Genomic DNA, 23549 nt, shown 5'->3' on the forward strand with positions numbered 1-23549 from the left:
GGGTTATCAATGTAAGTTTTATCTTTATTTGGCAGAAAAATTTAATTTTAAAATGACATGTTTTAGTGATTACATGAGCAAAATGAAAATTGCATATCCGTCTGTAATTTCTAATGTAATATCTCATTATATCCAATTTTGAGTAATTTCATTTTAGAATCTAAATCTGGAATTACGGTATAAGGTCTTGGAAGTGAGCGTATAATACAAGTCGCGTCTCCTTTGAGTTTATCAACAATTGTACTATCTTCATTAGAAATGATAATGTTATAAAAGGCTTTAAAATTATCTAGTGTTTGAGATAATAAAACCTCCACAATTTCATCTTTTTGTATCGGAGTGTCTTTCCGCATATATTGCTGCATAAAAGTATTATGAAATTTTGAAGATTCATCGTTATAAGAGTTTTGAGCTATATGCAATGCATTTAACACGTCAGGAGAATTAACATAAACTCTATTAATAGTATTAACGAGTAATTCTCTAGCTTCAAATAAATAAGGTAAAATGTCTAGGTTAATTCCTCCTGCACTATAAACGTCATTAATTAGCCCATCGATTTTAATCCGAAATTCATCAAACTTTTCCATTGTGAATATTTCATTTTCTAAAGTAGCGCTTTCTTTAGTAATAACGTCATATTTATGTCTGATATTATTTGTATCTAACTCATCTTTTAAAATGGCTTGATTTATATCCTCTGGTGTAATAATCCTCTTATTCTGAGGAAAAATGGGATTGTTAAATTTAATTTTTAGATAGCTTTCAAAACATCCTGGGTGTTCGCTCCATTTCATTTTGTTAACGTCTGGGCTAGTTATTGTCCCAAACATTTTGCGGATCAATTGAAAAGAAGAATCGCGCCCATATGCAACGTAAATAATACCCTCTCTTATCAAAATAATTATTATTACCGCTATAAGATTTATATATATATAGATAGGTTCGTGCGCAACATAAGCCCCTAGCAGGCAAAATCCAGTAACTAGAATAAGTAGAATCACAGATACAAAGTTCACAAATCTATATAAAACTTTATCAGCCAAATTCACTTTAATTCCTTTTGAAAAAGATTTGCTTCCTTTAATTATGGCAGGTGTTTTTAAAGATTATAAATTTAATGGCTTATTGAGCGTAATTGTCTTTTTTTAATGTAGGTATTGAGGCCTATATGATTGCTATATCCTAAGAAAATCGCGATTTTTCTCACGGATAAACCTAATGCCAATAATTCTTTAATTTTGTCACTATCCTTGTCAAATTTACTTTTCTGGATTGTTGGCTTAAATTACAGACTCGGTACTAATGCGAACTGGAAACTCAATATTGCTCATATATAACACTAAGCTGCAGTAAAATTAATCACCTCATCTAACGAGTAATCCGGGTCATTTGCACTCAGTAAATTACTAAAATCATACGTCCCATATAGGTTTACATGTTGCCAGGTTAGGATCGATGCGCTGGTAATATTCTCGAGCAAGACTTTTCTCATCTCATTATCTGATCGCATAATTATTTTTGTCAGTTCTATATAATTCCATAGAATGATGATGTTCTGGATAATGGTTTTGCACATAGCTGATATTTCTTGATCCTCTCGATAGGCTTCAGTGATATCATCACCTACAAATGAAACGGCAGATGCGAATTTATTAGCTAACTCGCCTTTATTTAATTGTTTTTCAATCGTTTGTCGCAAGGTGACATCATCAATGTATTTCAGAATAAAGATAGATTTGATAACTCGACCAAATTCTTTGATGGCTTCTTCCAATGGATGTTGATTGTCATATGCACTGAGCCTTTTCAAAATCGTTGATGCTCGGTGTTTCCTAAGCATAATGGTTGCAATCAATCTCAATATGGTATCCCAATTTCTTCTGATTTTACTTTCTTTGATGTAATGACCTGGGGTGACAGGATATTCTACCTTGGCTGATTTTGGTTTTATTTTGTTAAAACTGGCTAAATTTATTGATGAAATATCTTTTATTCGCGGTGCAAAAGTTACTCCAATTAAATGAGAGACTGCAAAAATCATCTCAGTATAGCCGTGTGTATCTGTGGAATGCATATCACTTTGGATGCTGTCATTATGCAGTAAGCCATCAATAACAGAAGCTGCATCCCGCTCTGAACTACTGAATACCGTTGTGTAAAATAAAATACCACGCTCATCAATAAATCGATAAACATTTGCTCCTTTGCCATTGCCAAAATATTTGTAAGAGTGATTAGCATTTAATGATTCTACTGATACACATTGTTTTTTGGCATCACTGGAGGTATGTAATAAACTTTTCTCACGTTTAAATTTATTTGGTAACCATAATTTTGCCATTAAGTCGGTTAAGGTCTGGTTAACCATGTGTAAATTTTCTAATGAGAAATACCAGTTGACGGCATTTGAGAGGGTATTGTAATTAATACCAACAGCCGTATTAGCAAGTTTATGCAGCCCTATATTGCTCCCTAAAGCAAAAATTCCTGCATAAAATATTTCATTCTCAGGATTTTCTTTGGAGTCTTTGATCTTATGGTGCGTAAAGTTTGATGTGAATTTAGAAAGCCCGTTCATTTCCGCCATCATCTGAAGAATTGGTACATATCTATCTTTTCCTATGATTGTTGTAATTGAATCATAATCTGGTTTTTCAACTGCAGGGGTATACACTGAAAAGCCGCCTTCTTTTTTAACGGTAACATACTGATTCTTACCATGAAGAATACGTTCATTTACATCAATATATTGTTTATTCAGCAAAGTACTGAGTCTCGGTAGGACTTGTTCTATATCACTGAAATTAGAAAGTCCAAATTTTTCAAGAAGCGCCTGTTTGTTTTCTTGCCAGAATTGTTCATCGATTAAGTAACCTTCAATCGATAAGTAACGATAAGATCGTAACAGACTGATTTTTCCAGATTTAACGGCACTAGCTATTTTGCAAAACAAGAGTGCTTTATAAAGCGAGATGTTAAATTTATTATTTTTATAAATTGCCTTGTACTCATGATCGTCCAAGAACTCATTAGGAGCCGTTGAAGTAATATTTTTCTCTGATTGATAGTGGGCTAATGCTGAATACAGGGGATCTGCATTATTACCTACTTCAAAATCGAGGTGCTTTACAATATCCGCAACCCGGTTTTGTAATTTTACTGAAAGAGTGGTCAAAATATCAAACTGGTCTGCCTCATCGTCCTCGCTGTTTATCTGGTCTTTAAGCTTATCGGCATCCAATACCGCTTGAATTAATGATGGATTAACTATTTTTTCTGGGACTATTTTATATAGCCTTTCAATTTTTTCATTATCATTCAATAAATTGTCATGTAATACTGTCCTGACTGCATTCACCGTTGATTGGGTTTCATTAAAGCCAGACAAAACTGAAGCTGATAATTTATTTTTATCAGGCGCACGATCTTTTATTATATTGTCTAACTTTTTAGCTGCTTTGTTCAATTGTTGTTGGACACTTTTTAATAAAATATCAACCAGAGTATCTTGCCACATCCTATGAGTATGATCGATGAATGCAACCAAATATAAGTAACGTTTATTGGATTCAACCATATCCGTTATCTGTGTCACCTTTGCTTTAATGACCCATTGTGCATAATATTTAGTGGCCTCTGCTGATAAAGATAGAGCATCTATGATCGGTTTTATCTCGTTGAATAATTTTTTAATGATAAGAAAATTTCGAATACCATGCTTGATTTGTTTGGGTCTCATAGATTGCGTTATGGTTTTTAGTTGCGTCAACAAGGGGCGCTCGTAATATTCTCCAGTTGTAATTGTGAGATGATCTAATGCTTCCTGATGAACCGGAGTGATAACATTGGACATTGTCTGCAGCGTATTTTTTTCAAATGCATTAAATTTCTCGGTAATTGTTTTAACAATCCGGTCATAACTCGGTAATTCAATTTTTTTGTTGCGTAACCTTTCAACGATTAAATAACATAATTTTCGCGGATGCATTTGCTGGTTAACCATGTCTTCAACAGCTTCCTCAAAAAAAGCTTCCGCATTGGAAAACTCGACGTGGCCACAACCTTCAAGAATCAATAACCTGTGTTTTTGACGTGTCCTATCGATATAATCCGAAAGAGAAGCACTTGATAATTCAATACCAAGGGTTTTTGCTACAAATTTAATATCACCTACTTTGAACAATTTTTGCATATAGAATTTACCGCTTGCTCTAAAGTAGCCATATTGGAGCAATAAACCTACTTTATTGCATGGATCTTTTACATTTTTCAGTAATACAGAAACTATTTCATCCAATTTGAAATATTGTTTCCTATCTTCAGCGACAAAAACGGGTGGTCTACTAAATCGTTTAACTTCATGATCTGGAAGAACTTCTATAAAACTCATTAATCAAGCTCTCCAATTCGCTCTACTGCATCACTAAGATCAGCAAAAGACGGATGACAATATAATTTTGTGGTATCTAATCGCTCGTGACCGGCAAGTGAGGCTACTTTTTCCAAACTAATCCCTGCATCCACCAGATTTTTACAAAAAGTATGTCTAAACTGGTGTGGTGATATTGCTCCCAGCTCAGCAGGAATATTTAGCCTTTTTAACAGCAGCTGAATAGCACGGGGGGATAGAACACCTCGTTGACCAAGGAACACATAAGCATCGCTACCGGCATGTGTTTTTTGATCCAAATCTAAAAACGCCTGGCGTGCATCTTTATTTAGAGGAACTTCACGGTACTTACACCCTTTGCCAGCATTCACTAATAATTTCCCCTTTCTATCACTCATAACAATATGCGCCCATCTTATACTACATAGTTCGCTAACACGTAAGCCTGTATTTAATAGAATTTTAACAATAGCGAGATCTCTTGTATTCCCATGATGTTCTATGTGGCGCAGTAATTGATTCTGCTGAAGCTTCGTCAACCATTTAGGTATTACCTGAGATTGTTTTACTGTCTTTGGTAAGGGAAAACGGTATTTAATCCGCTTAGTATCCCATCCCCATTCCAAAAAATATTTCAATGACAATAGCCGGCGGTTGATGGTTTGTGGTCTGAGATTAGAATCAATTAACTGTTGTTTGTATTGGCGCGTATCGGTTGGTGTAATATTGACCAGCCCCATTTCAACCTTATTAATAGATTCAAACCAAATGGCAAATTGCATTAAATCGCTTCGATAGCTTGCTAGGGTCGCTGGAGACTTATCAGTTGATTTTTGGTAGGCCATGTAGTTTTCAATATAGGTATTTTTAGTCATTAATAATTATGCGATTAGATTTTATAGAGATAATTTACCATAAAGACACGAGTTATACGATGAGTTAGCATCAAACTAATCGTATAAGGCGCATTATACGATTAGTTATTCTAGGTGCAGCCGATTCACTATCAACTATCTAAATTAGAATTAAGTCGATTAATTAACTGATTAAATAAGGCTCTATCATTGTCTGTGAAGCCCCTCAATGAAAAATCATTAAGTTCTTTAGCACAGCCTAAGATAATCTCCTTATATCGTTTGCCTTTATCAGTAAGCTTTATGAATAAGGCGCGTCTGTCTGTGGGACTTTGCTCACGTAAAATTAATCCATCTCGCTCCATCCTATCTAGAGTTCTTACAGCGGTGGGTTGTTCAATACCAATGCGTTTATGCATCTCGGACTGGGTTAACCCATCTTGCTGATAAAGCTCCATTAGAAAATAAGTATAGGCATGGGTTATTCCGTGTGGCTTTAATAATTCATTCGCTTTCTTAATTAGGAGACGATTGGCTTTTTTAAGTAAGGTAGATGTATTCATTATTATTTATAACCTCATTATATTAACATAGCTTGCTATATATTAGCAGGCTATGTTAATATAATCTAGTCAATCTAGGAGACTTTATGAAAAAACAACCGATATACCAAATTGATGCTTTCTCTTCCGAATTATTTGGTGGAAATCCAGCTGCAGTCTGCCCATTGAGTCATTGGTTAAGTGATGATCAAATGCAATCGATTGCCGCTGAAAATAATCTTTCTGAAACTGCTTTTATTCTTCCTGAAGACGAACATTATCAGATTCGCTGGTTTACACCTAATACTGAAGTAGCATTATGCGGTCATGCGACACTAGCAAGTGCTTTCGTTGTTTTTGAATTCTTAGGTCATAAAAAAGAACAAATTGTTTTTAATAGTAAAAGTGGTGAACTGCGAGTGAAGAAAAATGCCAGTTTATTACAGATGGATTTCCCGGCGCTGCCGTATACTAAAATAACCCCATTACCTTCCTTATTAAAGGCTCTTAAAGTTCGACCGGTGGAGGTGTACGAAAGTACCTTTGATTTGTTGATAATCCTTGAAAATGAACTCGATGTAAAAGAGGCCAGACCAGATTTGTATGCAATTAGCGAGCTAAACAATCGTGGTGTGATTCTATCCGCACCAGCAAGTCAGGCGGATGTGTACTCACGCTGTTTTTACCCTGGCTGTGATGTGCCCGAAGATCCGGTAACTGGATCGGCGCACTGTGTTATAGCGCCTTATTGGAGTAGTCGTTTAGGTAAGAACAAAATTCATGCAATACAGGGATTAAAGCGAAAAGGAGAATTATTGTGTGAAGTAGCCAGGGATCGGGTTTTATTGTCGGGCTCATGCCAACTATATTTACAAGGTCATATTTTTTTACCATAACTAGATCTGTAAAGTCGTCAGTATATTTATAAAAATAGAGGGGAAAAACGAATGAGCCTTCGACTGTTATCCTTAGGTGAAGTAAAACAAAGTATCACTATGAGTCAGGCAATTGATGCAATGGAGCGTGCATTTACTCAATTAGCCAATCAACAAGTCAAGTTGCCATTGAGAACAGCCATTTCTATTGATGAGGAAAAAGCGCTAACACTGACAATGCCAGCTTACTTAGCACAGGATAAGACTTTAGGTTTGAAAGTGGTTTCTATTTTTCCTAATAATCTTGCTAAAAATATGCCATCTATTACTGGCTTTATTATGCTACTCGATGCAAGCACCGGTGAACCAAAGGTCTTGATGGATGCAGCCTATCTAACGTCCTTGAGAACAGGTGCTGTTTCTGGATTGGCAACGAAGTATTTTGCACGGGACAATGCAAATCATGTCGCCATTATTGGATCTGGAGCCCAGTCACTGACTCAACTTGAGGCAGTGACTGCAGTCCGTAATATTACGCGTGTTTCCATATGGTCACGAAATATGAAGAATGCGGAAGAGTTTGCTAAAAAATTAGAGAAGCAATATGACATTAAGGTCTATGAACATGTTTCACAGGCCGTGAGAGATGCCGATATCATCTGTACAGCAACCAGTAGCACCGAACCATTAATTCATTTAAACGATATTCAACCCTATGTCCACATTAATGCCATAGGATCGCATTCTAGATCTATGCAAGAAATTAGTCAGGATGTCTTAGGTCATTCAGTTGTTTTTGTTGATCAATTGGAAGCTGTGCTATCGGAGTCTGGGGAAGTAATCAAAGCTGTTGAGCAAAATACATTAAAAAAAGAAACTATCATTGAGATTGGTCAATGGCTATTGCGTAAAGATATGGATTATAAAAATCATTCCACGGTATTTAAATCGGTTGGTCTCGCAATCCAGGATTTAAGTGTAGCTGAAGTTGTCTATCGAAATGCATTAAAAAACAGTCTCGGTATAAATTTTTCCATTAACTAACTTTATTTTGGATCAATATCTGATGAAACCACTCCATATCAAAACACCATTAATTCAATCGCAACACCTTAAAAACATTTTAGGAAAACAAATTCACTTCAAGCTGGAATTACTTCAACCACCTGGTTCGTTTAAACTCCGTGGTATTGGCAAATTATGTCAACATGAATGGCAGAAGGGTGTCAGGTCTTTTGTGGCTTCATCAGGGGGCAATGCAGGTGTTGCCGTAGCTTATTGCGGAATGAAATTAGAGGTGCCAACGACGGTTTTTATTCCAAGTAGCAGCCATGCTATCTACGTTGACGCAATTAAATCATATGGTGCGGAAGTTATTGTTGCAGGCTCTGTGTGGGATGAAGCCCATCAGGCGGCAGAAGTTTTTGCTAAAAAACATGCCGCTGCCTATATTCCTCCCTTTGATCACCCGATGTTATGGGATGGACATGCGACAATAATTGAGGAAGTTGTCTCGCAAGGCATTCAACCCCCTGATGCGGTTATTGTGTCAGTAGGCGGTGGTGGATTAGCTTGCGGTGTTCTAAAAGGCATGCGTCAACAAGGTTGGAATGATGTACCATTAATTGCTGTTGAAACAGCGGGCGCTGATGCATTTTTTCAATCAGTAAAGGCCGATCACCGAGTTACATTATCGACAATTACTAGTAAAGCAACTAGCCTAGGAGCAAAAAGTGTTACACCAAGACTCATGCAATGGACAAAAGAGCATGTTATTAAAAACATAATCGTCAGCGATACGGACGCAGAACAAGGCAGTCGTGCTTTTGCAAAAGATCAGCGTATGTTGGTAGAGCTTTCAAGTGGAGCTTCGATGTCTGTGGTCTATGATAATCACCCGATTATTCAACCATTAGAATCTATTCTTGTTATTGCTTGTGGGGGTATTAACATTAGTCATTTTAATTTGTAGTACAATCGCATAATTATGCGATCAGTTATTGGTATGCCATTGCTTAATTTCATCAATACTGATACAGCCATAGCCCATATAAAATCTATATTTTATAGTAATTTACTTGTTTTAAATAACTCTGAATATTTATTAGATAACGTAATTAACTTCAAACCGAATTAGTACTAAATTAAATCAAAATCACGTTTCCAGTTCGCATTTGTACCGAGTCTGTAATTTAACCCAGTTCTACATGATTATATTAGGGGAATAGCCAGTTTTGAGGGCTTTGATAACTGATATTAATTTGTTTTTTCTTAAACCGTAAATTTTGACACGAATGGGGGTAATACCCCACTTTGTATTTTTGTGGTTCATTCTCCATCGCAAGGAGTGGGTAAGTCATTACGGCTCACTGGGGAAAGGAATCTGTTTCATGGAGGCAATCGACAAAGGCCACAAGTGACCTTTATTTTAGATGATACGTCAAATACTTAATCTGCTTTCTTTAATACAAGTTATAGTCCCCTAAAAGCTGGGTTGTTTATCACAGCCAGATATCAGTGGATTAGAGCTTTTAGAGAAACTAAGGCAGCAAAAAATATTTTTACCCGTAATCGTCATTACTGGATATGGGGAAATCCCCAGGGCCGTAAGGGCGATGAAACTTGGTGCCAAAGACTTTCTATTGAAGCCATTTAACGAACAAATACTTTTGGATAAAGTGTAAAAACATATTAATCGGTCCGTTAGTAATGAATCACTACATCTACTCAATAAACGCTTCAGCATTTTATCTAAACGAGAACAGCAAATAATCAAACTCATTATCGACGGGCAAATTAAATAAGCAAATAGCTCATGAGCTTTCTATCTCTATTTCCACTGTAGAGCCACATCGCTCCAATATTATGACAGGAGTTCAAGCAAAAAACCTACCACAGCTTATAAAATTATATCTTCAAGGCTCCGTAGGTGCACAGGCCGACTACCGTAGTTTTATTCAGAGTTTGGTGGAATCAGAGAGAGCGTGGATTACAGCATCAATAAAATACTAAGGGGCCGTCATTACATGCGCGGCCATGCGCATTATCATTGCTCTAATCCCTCGTGTACCCATGAAAATCGAGTCCACTTCAGTTGTAAAGATCGGGGCTGCAGTGCCTGTGGCAAAATTGCACGGACAACTGGCTGCAAAAGAATAAAGAACTGCCTCCACCCTGCCCATGGCAGCACATTACCTTTACCATGCCCAAAGCCATAAGTGATTTATTTCTGGTAAACCGCCACCTGCTGAATCAGCTGCCCGGGCTTGTGGGAAAAATTTTCAATAAATTAGCCAAAGCAAAGGGGATCTTTATGGCCCTACATACCTTTGGTAGAACGCTTAACTGGCATGTGCATCTTCATGTTTCTGTTACGCAGAGCGGATTAACAAAAGAGCAGCAATTGAAAAGCCTCTTTTTCAAAAATTCGACAATTTACATCCCATTTTGGGGTAAATTTATTCTTGGTTCTATCCCTCTTCCCTGATTCACAACAAAAACAGTCATAAACTACAATAATATTGCTGTACAAAAATCATTCTTTTACTATTTGAATTTTCTATACCCTCAAGAAGAGTATGGCACGGCTCCAGAAATTGAAGTCCATTAAACAACATCAAAGTGGCTGTTGAAAGCCAACTCCTGAGGCCATGTAGCCATCAGTTACAGGAGCGATAATGGGCGTGCACGTTTCCAAGCACTAAGCGTTTCATGCAACTGTTTAATGCACAAAAGGGGCATCTCCTATTTGTTTTAATGCTAAGCGTTCAGTCCAAGGTTTAAAACTCATGCGTTCTTTGGGAGGTAAATTCAATAAATATTCTTTTAAGGGACCTTCTGAAGCTATTTCATCAATAAAAACTATCCATTCAGCATCCATCTCCTTTTTTATTTTTTTCTCAAGCGTGTTGTCCTGGTGTTGCATGAAGAAACTTTGAGAGGCTTCTGTCCTAAGGGGCTCACTTTTTCCTGTTAACGACAGGATATGTTCTTTCACCTCAGATAACACCATCTGTAACGCTTTGTTCTGTTCTACTAGTTCAACATGGTTTTTTGTTTCCTCTTTAAACGCATCAAGGGATGCTTTATGGCGCTGATAAATCAGTGGATGCGATAACTCCAAGGGCTGTAATTCATCTTCAATAGCCAACAGAAGCTTTTTTCTCTGGTTTACGCGCTCTGTCAGTAAGCAGCGACCCAGCCTATCCATTAACGTAGATAAATCCTCTTCAGATCCACTGCACGTGATGCGGCAAAAGGCCGAGCTAGGCGCTAATCCAAAATATTGACTCGGGGCAAGCATGATGGATTCTTTAAAAAGTAAGCTATACACTAACTCCTCACAGGTGTTCACAGCCCCCCCATGCCCAAGGGCCGCGGAGGCTTCAATAGGTATGTCCATCCCTATTAAGTCACTTAAATCAGCCATCACATAAAAAGTGCCCTCAATCCTATATTCTGGATCCGGCATTAACGCGTTCAGTTCACCTAACTTTTGTTGGACAAAGCGAAGTTTCGGTTCATAAAAGACGCGTAACTCATTGGCTTCTTTATCATTAAAATGGCTCATGGCAGAGGCATATGCTATTTGCGCCGAGCGTGGCGCATGGCCAATCATTGAAATATTCTTAGTACGATATTGGGTCATACGTTCCGGATTAAAATTCATGAGTAGCGCCATTCGCTCTCCGGCCGTTGAATGTGCTTTTGTTGCCGAACGTAAAATAGTGACTCTCTCTTTAAGGTCTGGAGCCAGCTCAAGGATTGAAGTCGGTTTTTCATCTAACCAAACCATTTCGGCATACGCCTCGTCAATCACTAAATTTAAATCAGGATGTTCTCTTAGTACAGTAGCCACATAACCTAACTCGTCTACCGATAACACCGTACCCAAGGGGTTATTGGGATTACACAACAATAGGACTTTCGGGGGAATGCCATCGAGTTTGGCTGCTTTTTTCGCATCTTCGATGCTTGTTCTAAGGTTATTAAGACTCAAACGATATCCAGACTCATTCATCACCTCAATGGGATGTAATATGTGACGCTCATTTGCATATAAGGTGTAATAAGGAAATGGCGTGATCACTCGATATTGAGGTGAATGGGACCCTGGTTCATTAAATGTGTCAAAAATTACTTTTAAAGCACCCGCACCTCCCACGGTGAACAAGAGGTCTTTTGTAGAGACTTCCGTGGAATACCATTGGGTCATTGCTTTAGCCATGTCCAGCAAAGCTTGTTCCTCTCCACGAGGATCTCCATAATCTATGGCAACATGCTCATCCGTTGTCTTATTGATAAGATCTCCCAGCCTTTTTTGGATGCAGTCCCAATAGGCAACAAACGCTTGAACCATATAAGGATTGATACGAAAGGTAGGCTTTCCCATTCCAGCATAAATCAGTTTTTGCTTTATCTGTTCTGTATCCAGGTGTTTTGCCCACATCGATAAGAGCATGATTCTGTCTATATTTCCTGCATCTGATCCTTCTGGTGTTAACATAATTCAACCCTGTTCGTTAAAGTCTTGTAATCATTAATTATAACTTATGTGCTAAAATTTAACTAAATTAGGATTAATGACATGGATGCTTATTCTATGTTTCTACTCAATTTAGATAATGTCGGTGACTTTTTATCAAAATATACCGAATTCAGTGACCAAGTGTATTGGATTAGCAGTCCTGATTTCAGTGCAATAAAATACATCAGCCCCTCTTATGAAAAAATATGGGGAAGGCCAAGACAAGAGCTTTACCACAACCCAGAACTATGGATTACTTTTTTACATCCCGAAGATGCAAAAACCCATCATCCCATTCATGAAATGGCTAGAAAAATTCAAGTTGAAGGAGAAAAGGCTCGCTATGAGGAACACTATCGCATCATCAGACCCGATGGTTCTATCCGCTGGATACTGGATAGAGGGTTCCCGCTTTTTGACACACAAGGAACCTGCTATGGGGTAACTGGAATCGCTGTTGATATCACCGAAATAAAACAAAGAGAGTTAGAATTAAACCTTGCCAAGGAAGCTGCTGAAGCAGCAAACCAAGCCAAAACAGAGTTTATGGAGAACATGCGCCACGACATCCGCACTCCATTAACCGGGATTGTGGGTTTTGCTGAGTTATTAAAAATGGAATCAGATAGGGGTCCTGTGGAAGAACTGACAAAAAGTGGGATTTCAGGAAAACCCCAACAATTAATTCGGTTTTAATTAAAGCGCTAGGAAATAAAAATAATAGCCATTGATATGTATTATTTCCATGGTTTTGGTGTTGTGTGCAAAGGACTAAATTTTTCTCTTTCTTTTGCCTTAGATGACTCTGTAGGTGCCATATATCCTGGCTCAGGTCGCCTCATTTCTCTAACATGATCTCTATATTGGTTTGTTTTTTCTTTCTCGGATATTAACTGTGGTGTTGGTTTAGGGAGCAACGTTCGCAACGCCGTTGGTTTATCAGCTTGCCAAGAGTCGTAATTATGGTCTCCTCTTTTAATTTCTGTTTTTACAATATGTCCACGTTCGGCTAACTGTAAACTCAACCCCTTGTTTAATGTAATTGCTCCAGGGAATGATTCACCATTTAAACTAGGAGTTTTACCTTCCTCAATTTCACCACCACTTAGATAAAATTTTATTGGCAAGCCATCTTTATGAGGTATTTTACTCAACCACGCCATCGCCGTTGCTTGTTTAGTTGTTTCAAGTATTGATGTTTTGGCTGCCTTTCCCCACTCCTCAAATTTATCAAATCCTTTCCAATCTTTATTCCACCAGAAAGCACCTGATTGAGAAAGAACATTACCAAATGTTTCAGGATTTGTAAGTGCAGCATGTGTTGCTGCAAGCCCACCAAAGCTGGTGCCACCTATTGTTGTTTGTTCTCGGCGTTTACTACATCCAAATGGAGGTTCTTGAAGCAGAGGGACAAGTTTATTACTTAAAAAATCAGCGAATTCTTTATTACAAGCGTACTCACCTATCCTATCCTCCGGTGCAGGAATATATACAGTGACTTGTGGAGATATTTGTTTCTTTTTACACAACTCATCTAAAATTGCAGGGGTAGATTTAACAGAATCCCCTGGCCGCATTTCTTGTTCGCCATCCATGAGTATTAAAACTCCTGGTTGAGTTTCAGTAGAGGGTGGCTGATGAATATAAAGAATGCGATCACCTTCCATTGTTTCTTCCACCGTGTCTTTAGGTATCAGACTACCCAAAGCATCAGCATTAATCTTCCCCTTGGAGTCGCGAGCTTGTCTATATATATAGGCAATAGGTTCAGGCATGGTCTTTCTCTGGTTTTGTTTTGTAAGAATTATTCTATTATTATAGTAACTATACGGAGCTTTGTTTCCTATCCCTGGTTAGAAGCAGGTATCCATCGATACAAAGTTGGTATAGATATCCCAAGATTTTGTGCAACATCCCGAGGTAACGAGCCAGAAGACAGTAATTGTTTAGCCGACTCAATTTTGCTTTGAGTCATTTTTCGTTTACGACCACCAACTCTACCTTTTGCTTTCGCAGCAGCTAAGCCCGCTTTAGTTCGTTCGGCCATTAATTCACGTTCCATTTGTGCAAGGCTTGCCATAACATGAAAAAAGAAACGGCCTGCTGGTGTGGACGTATCGACATTATCGGTAATGCTTTTAAAGTGGATTTCTTTCTGATGCAAATGATTAACTAAGTCAATCAATCCTTTAACAGTTCGTCCTAATCGATCTAATTTCCAAACAACCAAAGTGTCATTTTTTCTCAATACTTCAAGAGCTAGATCGAGACCTGGGCGATTTGCTTTGGTTCCTGATATGTGATCTTGATATAGCTTCTCACAGCCCACTTCCTTCAATGCAGAAAGTTGAAGTTCCAGATTTTGATCAATTGTTGAAACACGCGCATAACCAACCAACATAACAAATCCTCTATGATAAAACCCAGCGACCCTTTTGTTTGATTGCATCGTGCATCGCATCTGGTGCTAAGTCAATTTCTCCAGGCCAAGTTAATACCCCATATTCAAGATGGGCTTGATTAAAGACGTCTCTATCTTTAAGTGCAGCAAAAATGCCCGCTCGCTCACTCATTATTAATGTAATCATTTCAACAAAACCATGTGTGCCATCATTGAATTCGACTTCAATTTCATAATTTTGTAGTGGTTTTACTTTTGTTAAACGCCAAGGAGCAGTGCATACTATTCCAGGGGCGATATTTTCTTTGGTGACTGATTTTGTTCGCATAATGTCCAATCCTCAAGTAACTCTGCGCGGTGTGCAAATGCCCATTCCAATACTAAAGCCAATGCTCGACGAGGCATAGAGCCCCTAATTACTTCAAGTGTATGTATATCAATGAGCACTTCATATTCTGCATATAAGGCATGAAAGTGAGGTGGCGCATGATCACCCCAAAACATTTGAATCAGTATTCCATAAAATGCACTAATTGTTGGCATTTACTCGTTGTCCTCTTTTCTCAAAACTCATATCAAGTATAATGCAGTAAGAAAGCAATATCAAGAATGGTTATTGAGAATAACAGAATCCAATAAAAACGGGGATCTACCCTAACGTAGTTTAATCTACTCAAAAACGAACGTTTTCAATAATAGGTATCCAAGTAATTAATGTATAGCCCTAATCGAATAAACCTGTTATCTGATCAAGAAATTGAAGCCATTTATGCTATCCCTGAATTTAATAAAGCTGAACGAGAGTTGTATTTTTCAATAACGGATGAGGAAATGCTCATCGTCAAAAAATATCGCACTACGAAGGCACAGATTTATTTTATTCGATTGCTTGGGTATTTTAAGGCCAAGCAACAGTTTTATAAATTTAATTTAGGCCAAGATAATGACTCACAATTTATTTTAGGAAAATATTTCGGGGAACACCTACTAGGACTTACAGGTCAAATCGATTTTAAAACTTATCAAAAACAAAAAACTGATATTCTCTTGTTGTTTGGCTTTAAAGATTGGCAGCCACCGTATGAGCCCAAAATTCAGCTTCATTTAAGTGAGCTGATCAAGCTGTACCCAAAAGGACATGATGCTCTACGACAATTATTAAACTACTTTAGTAATCAACAGATTGTTTTACCTTCGTATCGCACCATACAGGATATGTTTACCAATGCATATTCAATAGAAGATGCTCGACTTGATGCACTTATTTCAGTTATTCCAGAATCAAAAAAAGAACAACTGTCGGTTTTAATCAATAAAGAGGATGGGATAACTCCATTGAATGTAATCCGGTTGGATCAGAAGAATTTTAAATATAAGGCTATCAAGGCTGAGGTAGATAAGGCCTTGAGACTTGCCGAATTATATGATTTTGCAAAAAGCTTCCTCCCAAGACTCAAAATATCCAAGAACTCTATTCGCTATTATGCTGATTTAGCGGAACAGTACGCGGCTTCTAGGCTCAGACGTTTAAGTAAGCCACAACAATGGCTTCAAGCTTTGTGTTTTGTATATCATCGTTATCAACAAATTATGGATCACTTAATTACCAGCTTTATATATCACACCAGAGGTATAATGAATGAGGGTAAAATATATGCTGAAAAGGCAATGGCTGAGCATAGTTCAGGTTTGGTTGTTGACTTACCAAAATTGGCTCGATTTCTAAAATGGTTTCCAAATCGTAAGCATAATTTAACCCATGATGAGCTAAACCACCAAGCTTATAATATTTTACCAGTGGAACAGTTCCCTGCTCTTGCACAATTTTTGGAAGGCAGTGTATTTGATAAAAAAGCAGCCAAATGGGCATTTTTTCTGGAATCATCAAGGCAAATTGCATTGTATCTCCGGCCTATTATGTTAGCAGTACCGCTCGTATTTTATAAAAAAGACAGCGATATTATGAGGCTTATCGATTTACTCAAAAAACACTATGGTGCTGATAAAAGTCCATCATCATTTAAGCTGCCAAAGGATTTGGAGGACGCCATCTCTAAAACAATGATTCCTTACTTGAAAGCAAATCCAACTGATGAGCATGTAGATCCCCATTTATTTGAATTTTTTGTCTATCAAAAAATGTATCGTCGTTTAGATAAAGGACTGCTCTGTTGCAATGAAAGTGTCTCTTATTGTGACATAGACCATGATTTAATTGATGATGCGTTAGTGGATGATGTAGAAAAAATAGCCCATGAATTTGGTTATCCAAATATTCCAATCTATTGCAGTGAGCACTTAGATGAAGTGCTTAACGTCCTAGATAACACGTGGGATAGGGCAACAAAACGCATTAGTCTTGGCGAAAATCCTGGATTTCTGATAAAAGAAACTAAATCTGGTGAGCAAGAGTGGAGTCTAGGCTACGATAGCCTGGATAAGCTAGATGATGCTTTTTTTAAGACCCTCACACAAGTAGAAATCCCTGATATTACTATGCATATTGGTAATCACGTTGATATGTGGCGTGCATTTACCCACATGAAAACCCGTTATCATAAAAAAAGAAAGCCTGTTCCTTTGGTTGTTAATGCGTGCGTACTGTCCGATGCCTTTGGTATTGGTGAGGAAAAAATGGCTGATATGTCAGATCTTAGCCATAATCTTTTGCGATCAACTCATGAAGATTTCATTCGTGTGGATACTTTATGCCCTGCGAATGATATAGCAAGCAATTTACTCCATTCATTGCCTATTTTTAAACAATGGAATTTAATGGATTTACAATTATTAGCTGATGCAGACGGGCAAAAGCTTCCAACTAGTGAAAGTACAATTCAGTCAAGATATTCAAAAAAATTTCTTGGTAAGGAACCTGGGCTTTCTGTGTATACATTAATTGCAAATTTTGTTGCTGTGAATGCCAAGAATATTGGACCTAACGAGTATGAAGGACACTGTCTCTATGATGTAATCTTTGGCAATAAGACAGACATTGATATTGACATGGTGACTGGAGACAACCACTCTTTAAATCAACTCAATTTTGTTATACTGGATTCAATAGATATTGAATATGTTCCAAGTATAAAAAATGTTAAAGAAGCGACAAATGATTTGTTTTCAGTTAAATCAGTTGATCACTACACTGGAATTATTCGTCCTAGTGGGGTTATTAATAAAGGTCTGATTAAATCTGAGGAAAGAGGGATATTACGGGTTTTACTCTCCTTACTTTTGCAGGAAAATACTCAGAGCATCATCGTTAAAAAAATAAACTCTTCTGCTCGGTATGGAAGATTAAAAAAAGCACTTTTTGAGTACAATAAAATATTAAAAACTACGCATGTATTAAATTTAATAGATAACATGGCGCTTAGGAAGGCCATACGTGCAGCAAGAAATCGAACAGAGGCTTATCACCAATTGCAAGGTCTCATTAGGAAAGTTTATCGTGGGGTCTTTAAGGGAAAGAAAATTGTTAATAATCGAGTCAGTGCACATGCAGTAAGACTTGTTGCAAACTGTATCATTGCCTACAACGGTATTATTTTGAATACTATTTATGAAAAAATGCTTAAAGAAGGAGTTAGCCAAAACATTATTGATGAATTTATTAGAATATCACCTATTGCTTGGGCGCATATTGCCTTTACCGGAAAGTACAGTTTTAAAAAAAGTAATGGTGATATTAATATTGCAACAATGGTTGAGGAACTGGAAAAACATTTAAAGCAGCATTTTTGGAAAGTTACTTAAGTAACGCGTTCATTTTTAATTATTTGCAATAAAATTGCACGGATTGTTGGGCTAAATCTTGAAATCCCACTTTTTGTCAGTTCTTCCACAGGACCCCAGATAATCCTCACATTAAAGAATACTCAGAGAACCTGGTCGCATCAAGCCATGCTCTGTTGTACTTATTAGATGAGGTACTAGAAGCAATTCGAGTGAGCTCGGGTGCAATCCCCAAATTAAAGAAAAAATTCAGCCTCGAAAACACATTAAACCAAGTGATTGCACTCAATCTCGCCCGCTCTTTAGAAAAGGGGCTTTCCTTAACCCTGAACATGGACCGCGACCTCCCAAAGTATGTTATTGGCGATAAGGTGCGTCTGCACCGTGTAGCCTTGGAACTAGTGGCCAATGCGTTGAATTTCACCGACAGCGGATTTGTTACACTAAGCGCCCTAATCGCCAAAAAAGACGATGGAAAATTAATATTAAAACTGATGGTGGAAGACTCAGGGATTGGGATTCCCAAAGACAAACAACAAGAAATTTATGTGCAGTTCAAGCGCCTTACTCCCTCCTATCAGGGAATTTATAAAGGGGCAGGACTTGGTCTTTCGGTGGTCAAACAATTTATCGATGAATTAGATGGGGAGATTTATGTGCACAGTGAAGCACGATGCGGCACGACATTTACCTGCCTTATTCCTTTACAAGAACCGCTGCTTGACGATGCCACAGGCATTGATTCGCAGATGGAAGATCTTATTGATAAACCTCTGGAAACACCCTACGCCCAAGAAATTAAGCCAACCGTTTCCCCTCAACATAGCCATAAATTTCGTGTGCTGGTCGTTGAAGATAATCCTATTGCCCAAACGGTCGCAAAAGCTATTCTCCACCAACTTCACTGTGATACGGATCTAGCAGACACGGGGGAAAAAGCAGTCGAACTCTGGAAAAAGGGACACTATAATCTCATTTTCATGGATATTGGATTACCCGATATGGATGGTTATGAAGTCACCCATCAAATTAGACTGTACGAAATCACGCAAAAAACATACAGCCCTATTATTGCCCTTACAGCTCATGCCGGTGACGAAAATAAACAACGCTGTATCGAGGCAGGCATGAATGCTGTTTTAACCAAGCCGCTGACCGCACAAAATTGCATCGACATACTCGATGCATTTATTCCAGGGTATCATCAACCGAATGCGACGCCCCAAGAAGTCGCCTATCGTTCTGAACTACCCCAACACAATGACTCCTTATTTGATTTAGTACCCTACCCTGCTTTGGATATTGACGCGGGCATTAAAGCAACCGGTACCGTTGAGGTTCTCGTTCAAATGCTGCATTTTATGGTGAATGACTCGCTGATTCCCGATGTCCAGCTAATGAAACAGGCGCATGACGCATTAGATTGGGATAAAGTCCAACAAATAGCTCATAAAATCAAGGGTGGCGCAGTCTATGTGGGTACGGTAAAAATTAAAATGGCCTGCCAATACTTAGAAAGATATTGGAAGTCAGGGCAACGTGAGTTGCTGGAAGCACTCTATCAACAAACCCTTCGGGTGATTGATGAAAGCCTTCTCGACATTAAACGTTGGTTGCATTCTCATTAATCGATTAAGCCCCGCAAACACCGGAGTTGGATTACGAAAACACCAGCAAAAAACGTTCATTAAATTGGAGCCGTTTTTCTCCTGGACTTTTGCATTAAGCATGAGTTCTGGGAGGACTTTTCTATCTAAGCCAATGACATTAATGAACTTATTAAAATTCAAATTAACCCATTTTTCACCCTTTATGCTCAATTATCAGTCTATAATTAACTTATAAAATTTCAGTGGATGAAGCTTATGCTAACGCAGAATTTTTCAGTGATTATTCAAATGGTGAAACAAAAACTGGATACGAACACGATAAACCTGCTCTCAGCCGCGTTCCGGAACTTGCGCTGTGACGCAAAGTTCTGACTAAGAAAGGCTAGAAATCTAACGCTATTGATTCCTATTTAACTTTTGTGGTTGATATTTTTATTGGATTTTGTCATTTCTTCGAGCGTATGTACGCCAAAATAACTAATTGAGTTCCTACTCTCACCGTTCTAGGAACTAGCATCAATATTTCAGTTAAATAATAGTTCAATATGGGCGACTATTGCTTGTTAATTTTGCATCACAGCGCAAGTTCCGGAGCGTAAGGCCAACAAGTACATCGGGCATTAAATCGCGGAGAAGCTTTTCATCAGCTGCGTAAGGCGTTGTTGCAAGTTAGTGGTAAAAAAATATTAGGAAAATCAGAGAATGCCTTGGAAATCAGTAACCAATGTAACAGGATATTAGCTTGTTGCATTATTTACTATAATGCTTCTTTGTTATCAGAGCTATTAGTACAATCTGAAATGGCTGGTAATGCCGAGTTAGTCCGTCAAATTAAAGATGGTCACCCGTTGCTTGGCAGCATATTAGCTTGCATGGAAATTTTATTTTTTCCACAAGCGATGAACTTTTTAATATAAAAGGAATTATTAAGAATTTACTAATGGGCTTTAAAGATGGTTACAATACCCAAAACCCTTATTCTATAAGGAATGCAAAGGTAGATCAGGACAAACCAGTGCTATCTGGATAAAACCCCTTTTATGAGAGCAACCCATCTCATCTGCTCAATAAAAAACTACTGTATTCAAAACTCAAGGCTCTGCGCCGGATACGAGGGATCGCCCACTAGTTCTTGAATTCGTTGGATACTTGCTAGGTCTAGTTGCATAGACGAATGAATCATAAGCATAATGAGTTTATTCGTTACTGTATTGGCAGGCGCCTTCTTTTTGAAAATAGAGCAGCAGTTAACAGGTTCATGGTTCTGCGTAGAATGAATTATTTTAATTTCATTAAGAAATGAAGTGGTATTATTGAGGTAGCTTGAATAATCTTTTAAAAACTTATCAAACACAGCTTGATAGTGTTTAAATTCTTCTGACTCAGTGCGTTGCAAAATGGGAACTGTATTGTATAATAAAGAATAAATCTTATAATTTTCTTCGATTTTTAAATCAGTATGCGTTATTTCATCTGTCTCATTCGAACTGTACGCGGACCACCAGTCTTCTGAATGAGCTTCGCTTGAGTAGCTCACTGAGGCCGATATGGATTCAGGCTCAGATTCATCTGCCGCATTACTTCGCTCTTCCATAATTGGAGCCAGGCTGGGAACGTAGATCTTTTTTTGACCATACCCAAGTTTGTTTCTTACTAATTTTATAGGCACAATATTCACTATCCTCGACTTTAAAATATATATGAAGCGGTCTATTTCAGCCAGATTGAGGGTCGGCCGGAATTCTAACGAAAAGGCCCACTTTTGTACATAATTTAAACATCTGTAATTTTCTTGATTATAATCAGCATCTAAGGAGTCTATTTATCTCGGTTGATGACAGTTATGTATCCTGGAGTCAAATACAGCTTCAATATTATGTCCATTCGGGTCGATTATAAAGGCAGCATAATATATTTTTGTATATTGTGGCCTTAATCCTGGAGCGCCATTACATTGGCCATCGGCAGCTAACGCTGATTCATAAAATTTTTCGACCTGTTTTTAGCAATTGGCTCGAAAAGCGATATGACATGGCGTTCCCCTCTCACCGTCTTTATATTGAGCGATTTCGAACAGAGCTCCGTTCCCTATGTGGAATGCCCAAAATTTTCCCTCATCTCCAAAGGATACCTTATAATCAAAGGTAGGAAAACCTTTTCGTAAAAGCGTTTGCTTTTCAAGAGATCAGTTACATAAATTGTCACATGGTCAATCATGCTTTTTCCTCAAATCCTTGGTTGCTTATCAACGAGCAAGTTACTTTCAATTCCGCCAGTTTGCTCCGTAGATTTGGGTTCTAACAGCATTACATGCGCTTCCTCATCTGCAACAGGTTTATGTTCAACTCCTTTTGGGACAATATAAAATTCACCTTCATTTAAGGTAACTATTCCATCTCGAAATTCAATTCTGAGCGTGCCTTTTACTACTAAAAATAACTCATCTTCTTTGGCGTGGCTATGCCACATGAATTCTCCCTTGAACTTTGCCAGCTTGACATATTGCCCATTGAGTTCTCCAACAATATAAGGAGACCAGTGCTCATTAAAAAGGTTAAATTTTTCGGCCAGGTTCACTTTTTTCATTATACCCCTGCTAAATTTGTACTTGTCTCGTTGACCACGATTAAGTTGTTATGAGTTAACTTCCCTTGTTCTGTAATGAGGCTAATAGCTCAATAATTTTTTGAACAGACTCATTTACAGTATGTTTGGAGGTGTCAATAATCATAGATATTGATTCCCATGGTTCATAATCTCTATTTAAAACATCTTTCCATGTAGGTAGTTTATGACCGTTTATATCTGCCACTCTCTTTTCTATCCTGCCTTGATGTTGTATTTTATCTGAACAAATTAATTCAATTTCTACATAATCAGTATCCGCTTCTTTAGCAACCTGGCGCCAGTCGTGGCGAGTAATGGCAATTGGATTAACTGAATCAGCAATAACATCCAGGCCCAACGCCAAATTTTCTTTCGCGATAGCATAACTTATTACATAACCTTCAGAGCCTATTATCAATGAATCAGGGTAGCCCTCTAAATTTTTTAATGTTTGCTCAACAGTATCCACTCTCAGGTAAACAGCCTTCAAGCGGCTGGCTACTTCCTTTGAAATTGTTGTTTTACCAGTTCCTGGCAGTCCACCAAAAATAATTAGCATTCTAATTCCTGTAATTGTGCGGATAAAACTCGTCTTACCGATGTTCGGCCAATGCCAAGTCTTTTAGCAATTTCAGATTTACTAAATCCTGATTTAAATAATGTATCTATTTCACTTTCGTATTTTTTTGTTGTTGCAGGTCGACCGTGATTTTTTCCTTTTTGTCTGGCATGAGCGATACCGGATTTAACACGTTCCCTTAAAATTTTCCGTTCAAATTGACCTCCGACCGAGATCTTTGTAAAAAAGGGTCATGATCAAATCTCACTCAAATTATGCACTTTACACCGTAGGTATACTATGTTTTTTTATTTTATCTCAAAGCCCAACCATTTCCATATTGGGTTAATATCGTCAAGGCTCGCCTATTATAGGCAAAGAACCTCTTTGATTTAGTTAATCATAGAGTCTAAGTATGGACATGACCCTTTTTTACAAAGATC

Annotated in this window: 21 protein-coding genes and 4 pseudogenes; 10 read left to right on the plus strand and 15 right to left on the minus strand. The window is 37.8% G+C overall.

Translation table 11 applies throughout. The features are described from left to right. Window positions 1–110 precede the first annotated feature (110 nt). The 5 genes and pseudogenes from J2N86_RS15705 to J2N86_RS15725 all read right to left on the minus strand — a co-directional run bounded on the left by J2N86_RS15705 (window position 111) and on the right by J2N86_RS15725 (window position 5810). Window positions 111–1052 carry a hypothetical protein gene (locus J2N86_RS15705; RefSeq protein WP_252582833.1) on the minus strand — a complete coding sequence of 314 codons (942 nt, stop codon included), beginning with the start codon at window positions 1050–1052 and terminating at the stop codon, window positions 111–113. 65 nt (window positions 1053–1117) lie between these two features. Then, window positions 1118–1285, minus strand: a pseudogene (locus tag J2N86_RS15710) (recombinase family protein); the annotation flags it as partial. Between the two features lie 57 nt (window positions 1286–1342). Next, a complete protein-coding gene (locus J2N86_RS15715; protein WP_252582481.1) occupies window positions 1343–4393 on the minus strand; it encodes a Tn3 family transposase in 3051 nt (1016 codons plus the stop codon). Next, the gene (locus J2N86_RS15720) at window positions 4393–5268 is read right to left on the minus strand and encodes a tyrosine-type recombinase/integrase (protein ID WP_252582480.1); all 876 of its coding nucleotides are present in this window, start codon (window positions 5266–5268) and stop codon (window positions 4393–4395) included. Before J2N86_RS15720 ends, J2N86_RS15715 begins: the two co-directional genes overlap by 1 nt. 131 nt (window positions 5269–5399) lie before the next feature. Further along, window positions 5400–5810 carry a MarR family winged helix-turn-helix transcriptional regulator gene (locus J2N86_RS15725; protein ID WP_252582479.1) on the minus strand — a complete coding sequence of 137 codons (411 nt, stop codon included), beginning with the start codon at window positions 5808–5810 and terminating at the stop codon, window positions 5400–5402. 86 nt (window positions 5811–5896) lie between these two features. Here J2N86_RS15725 and J2N86_RS15730 point away from each other — a divergent pair, with 86 nt between their 5' ends. The 6 genes and pseudogenes from J2N86_RS15730 to J2N86_RS16375 all read left to right on the plus strand — a co-directional run. Beyond that, entirely contained in the window at window positions 5897–6685 is a 789-nt protein-coding gene (locus tag J2N86_RS15730; protein WP_252582478.1) for a PhzF family phenazine biosynthesis protein, read from the plus strand. 51 nt (window positions 6686–6736) lie between these two features. After that, window positions 6737–7708 (plus strand): ornithine cyclodeaminase family protein, encoded by a 972-nt coding sequence (locus tag J2N86_RS15735; RefSeq protein ID WP_252582477.1) that lies wholly within the window; start codon window positions 6737–6739, stop codon window positions 7706–7708. 22 nt (window positions 7709–7730) lie between these two features. After that, window positions 7731–8636, plus strand: a complete 906-nt coding sequence (locus tag J2N86_RS15740; RefSeq protein ID WP_252582476.1) for a pyridoxal-phosphate dependent enzyme — start codon at window positions 7731–7733, stop codon at window positions 8634–8636. Between the two features lie 541 nt (window positions 8637–9177). Then, a complete protein-coding gene (locus tag J2N86_RS15745) occupies window positions 9178–9348 on the plus strand; it encodes a response regulator transcription factor (protein WP_407659016.1) in 171 nt (56 codons plus the stop codon). Between the two features lie 109 nt (window positions 9349–9457). Next, window positions 9458–9676 (plus strand): annotated as a pseudogene (locus J2N86_RS15750) (LuxR C-terminal-related transcriptional regulator); the annotation flags it as partial. Further along, window positions 9616–10100: pseudogene (locus tag J2N86_RS16375) on the plus strand (transposase zinc-binding domain-containing protein); the annotation flags it as partial. The pseudogenes J2N86_RS15750 and J2N86_RS16375, both read left to right, overlap by 61 nt. A 285-nt stretch (window positions 10101–10385) precedes the next feature. Here J2N86_RS16375 and J2N86_RS15755 read toward each other — a convergent pair. Next, window positions 10386–12170, minus strand: coding sequence for an aminotransferase class I/II-fold pyridoxal phosphate-dependent enzyme (locus tag J2N86_RS15755; RefSeq protein WP_252582475.1), 1785 nt, complete (start codon window positions 12168–12170; stop codon window positions 10386–10388). An 81-nt stretch (window positions 12171–12251) separates the two neighbouring features. On the opposite strand from J2N86_RS15755, the gene J2N86_RS15760 reads away from it, so the two are divergent. Then, complete coding sequence (locus J2N86_RS15760) at window positions 12252–12887, plus strand: sensor histidine kinase (protein WP_252582474.1); 636 nt, start codon at window positions 12252–12254, stop codon at window positions 12885–12887. A gap of 41 nt (window positions 12888–12928) precedes the next feature. Here J2N86_RS15760 and J2N86_RS15765 read toward each other — a convergent pair whose 3' ends face one another. The 4 genes from J2N86_RS15765 to J2N86_RS15780 all read right to left on the minus strand — a co-directional run bounded on the left by J2N86_RS15765 (window position 12929) and on the right by J2N86_RS15780 (window position 15135). Then, window positions 12929–13966: an alpha/beta hydrolase gene (locus tag J2N86_RS15765; protein ID WP_252578688.1), complete on the minus strand. Its 1038-nt coding sequence runs from the start codon at window positions 13964–13966 to the stop codon at window positions 12929–12931. A 68-nt stretch (window positions 13967–14034) separates the two neighbouring features. Then, window positions 14035–14592, minus strand: coding sequence for a recombinase family protein (locus J2N86_RS15770; RefSeq protein ID WP_252578687.1), 558 nt, complete (start codon window positions 14590–14592; stop codon window positions 14035–14037). Between the two features lie 10 nt (window positions 14593–14602). Further along, the gene (locus J2N86_RS15775) at window positions 14603–14920 is read right to left on the minus strand and encodes a DUF2442 domain-containing protein (RefSeq protein ID WP_252578686.1); all 318 of its coding nucleotides are present in this window, start codon (window positions 14918–14920) and stop codon (window positions 14603–14605) included. Continuing rightward, on the minus strand, window positions 14875–15135 hold the full coding sequence (locus tag J2N86_RS15780; protein WP_252578685.1) for a DUF4160 domain-containing protein: 261 nt from the start codon (window positions 15133–15135) through the stop codon (window positions 14875–14877). The genes J2N86_RS15775 and J2N86_RS15780 overlap by 46 nt, the downstream gene beginning before the upstream one ends. A 171-nt stretch (window positions 15136–15306) precedes the next feature. Here J2N86_RS15780 and J2N86_RS15785 point away from each other — a divergent pair, with 171 nt between their 5' ends. The 3 genes and pseudogenes from J2N86_RS15785 to J2N86_RS15795 form a co-directional block, all read left to right on the plus strand. Continuing rightward, entirely contained in the window at window positions 15307–18351 is a 3045-nt protein-coding gene (locus tag J2N86_RS15785) for a Tn3 family transposase (protein ID WP_252578683.1), read from the plus strand. Between the two features lie 191 nt (window positions 18352–18542). Next, window positions 18543–19958: a response regulator gene (locus J2N86_RS15790; RefSeq protein ID WP_252582473.1), complete on the plus strand. Its 1416-nt coding sequence runs from the start codon at window positions 18543–18545 to the stop codon at window positions 19956–19958. A gap of 596 nt (window positions 19959–20554) precedes the next feature. After that, window positions 20555–20857, plus strand: a pseudogene (locus tag J2N86_RS15795) (Tn3 family transposase); the annotation flags it as partial. Window positions 20858–21024: 167 nt separating this feature from the next. Here J2N86_RS15795 and J2N86_RS15800 read toward each other — a convergent pair. The 5 genes from J2N86_RS15800 to J2N86_RS16150 all read right to left on the minus strand — a co-directional run bounded on the left by J2N86_RS15800 (window position 21025) and on the right by J2N86_RS16150 (window position 23342). Further along, the gene (locus J2N86_RS15800; protein WP_252582471.1) at window positions 21025–21609 is read right to left on the minus strand and encodes a hypothetical protein; all 585 of its coding nucleotides are present in this window, start codon (window positions 21607–21609) and stop codon (window positions 21025–21027) included. 419 nt (window positions 21610–22028) lie between these two features. Further along, window positions 22029–22157 (minus strand): VOC family protein, encoded by a 129-nt coding sequence (locus J2N86_RS16340; RefSeq protein ID WP_407659000.1) that lies wholly within the window; start codon window positions 22155–22157, stop codon window positions 22029–22031. Window positions 22158–22166: 9 nt separating this feature from the next. Beyond that, window positions 22167–22526 carry a cupin domain-containing protein gene (locus J2N86_RS15810; RefSeq protein ID WP_252582470.1) on the minus strand — a complete coding sequence of 120 codons (360 nt, stop codon included), beginning with the start codon at window positions 22524–22526 and terminating at the stop codon, window positions 22167–22169. 55 nt (window positions 22527–22581) lie between these two features. Beyond that, entirely contained in the window at window positions 22582–23106 is a 525-nt protein-coding gene (locus J2N86_RS15815; RefSeq protein WP_252582469.1) for an AAA family ATPase, read from the minus strand. Further along, complete coding sequence (locus tag J2N86_RS16150) at window positions 23100–23342, minus strand: helix-turn-helix domain-containing protein (RefSeq protein WP_322790929.1); 243 nt, start codon at window positions 23340–23342, stop codon at window positions 23100–23102. The genes J2N86_RS15815 and J2N86_RS16150 overlap by 7 nt, the downstream gene beginning before the upstream one ends. Window positions 23343–23549: the final 207 nt, after the last annotated feature.

This window comes from Legionella lytica (assembly GCF_023921225.1).
Classification (GTDB): domain Bacteria; phylum Pseudomonadota; class Gammaproteobacteria; order Legionellales; family Legionellaceae; genus Legionella; species Legionella lytica.

Excerpts from the sequence above, each read along its gene's own strand:
- J2N86_RS15715 (WP_252582481.1), bottom strand. The coding sequence starts at position 4,393 with ATGAGTTTTATAGAAGTTCTTCCAGATCATGAAGTTAAACGATTTAGT.
- J2N86_RS15720 (WP_252582480.1), bottom strand. The coding sequence starts at position 5,268 with ATGACTAAAAATACCTATATTGAAAACTACATGGCCTACCAAAAATCA.
- J2N86_RS15725 (WP_252582479.1), bottom strand. The coding sequence starts at position 5,810 with ATGAATACATCTACCTTACTTAAAAAAGCCAATCGTCTCCTAATTAAG.
- J2N86_RS15730 (WP_252582478.1), top strand. The coding sequence starts at position 5,897 with ATGAAAAAACAACCGATATACCAAATTGATGCTTTCTCTTCCGAATTA.
- J2N86_RS15735 (WP_252582477.1), top strand. The coding sequence starts at position 6,737 with ATGAGCCTTCGACTGTTATCCTTAGGTGAAGTAAAACAAAGTATCACT.
- J2N86_RS15740 (WP_252582476.1), top strand. The coding sequence starts at position 7,731 with ATGAAACCACTCCATATCAAAACACCATTAATTCAATCGCAACACCTT.
- J2N86_RS15755 (WP_252582475.1), bottom strand. The coding sequence starts at position 12,170 with ATGTTAACACCAGAAGGATCAGATGCAGGAAATATAGACAGAATCATG.
- J2N86_RS15760 (WP_252582474.1), top strand. The coding sequence starts at position 12,252 with ATGGATGCTTATTCTATGTTTCTACTCAATTTAGATAATGTCGGTGAC.
- J2N86_RS15765 (WP_252578688.1), bottom strand. The coding sequence starts at position 13,966 with ATGCCTGAACCTATTGCCTATATATATAGACAAGCTCGCGACTCCAAG.
- J2N86_RS15770 (WP_252578687.1), bottom strand. The coding sequence starts at position 14,592 with ATGTTGGTTGGTTATGCGCGTGTTTCAACAATTGATCAAAATCTGGAA.
- J2N86_RS15775 (WP_252578686.1), bottom strand. The coding sequence starts at position 14,920 with ATGCGAACAAAATCAGTCACCAAAGAAAATATCGCCCCTGGAATAGTA.
- J2N86_RS15780 (WP_252578685.1), bottom strand. The coding sequence starts at position 15,135 with ATGCCAACAATTAGTGCATTTTATGGAATACTGATTCAAATGTTTTGG.
- J2N86_RS15785 (WP_252578683.1), top strand. The coding sequence starts at position 15,307 with ATGTATAGCCCTAATCGAATAAACCTGTTATCTGATCAAGAAATTGAA.
- J2N86_RS16340 (WP_407659000.1), bottom strand. The coding sequence starts at position 22,157 with ATGATTGACCATGTGACAATTTATGTAACTGATCTCTTGAAAAGCAAA.
- J2N86_RS15810 (WP_252582470.1), bottom strand. The coding sequence starts at position 22,526 with ATGAAAAAAGTGAACCTGGCCGAAAAATTTAACCTTTTTAATGAGCAC.
- J2N86_RS15815 (WP_252582469.1), bottom strand. The coding sequence starts at position 23,106 with ATGCTAATTATTTTTGGTGGACTGCCAGGAACTGGTAAAACAACAATT.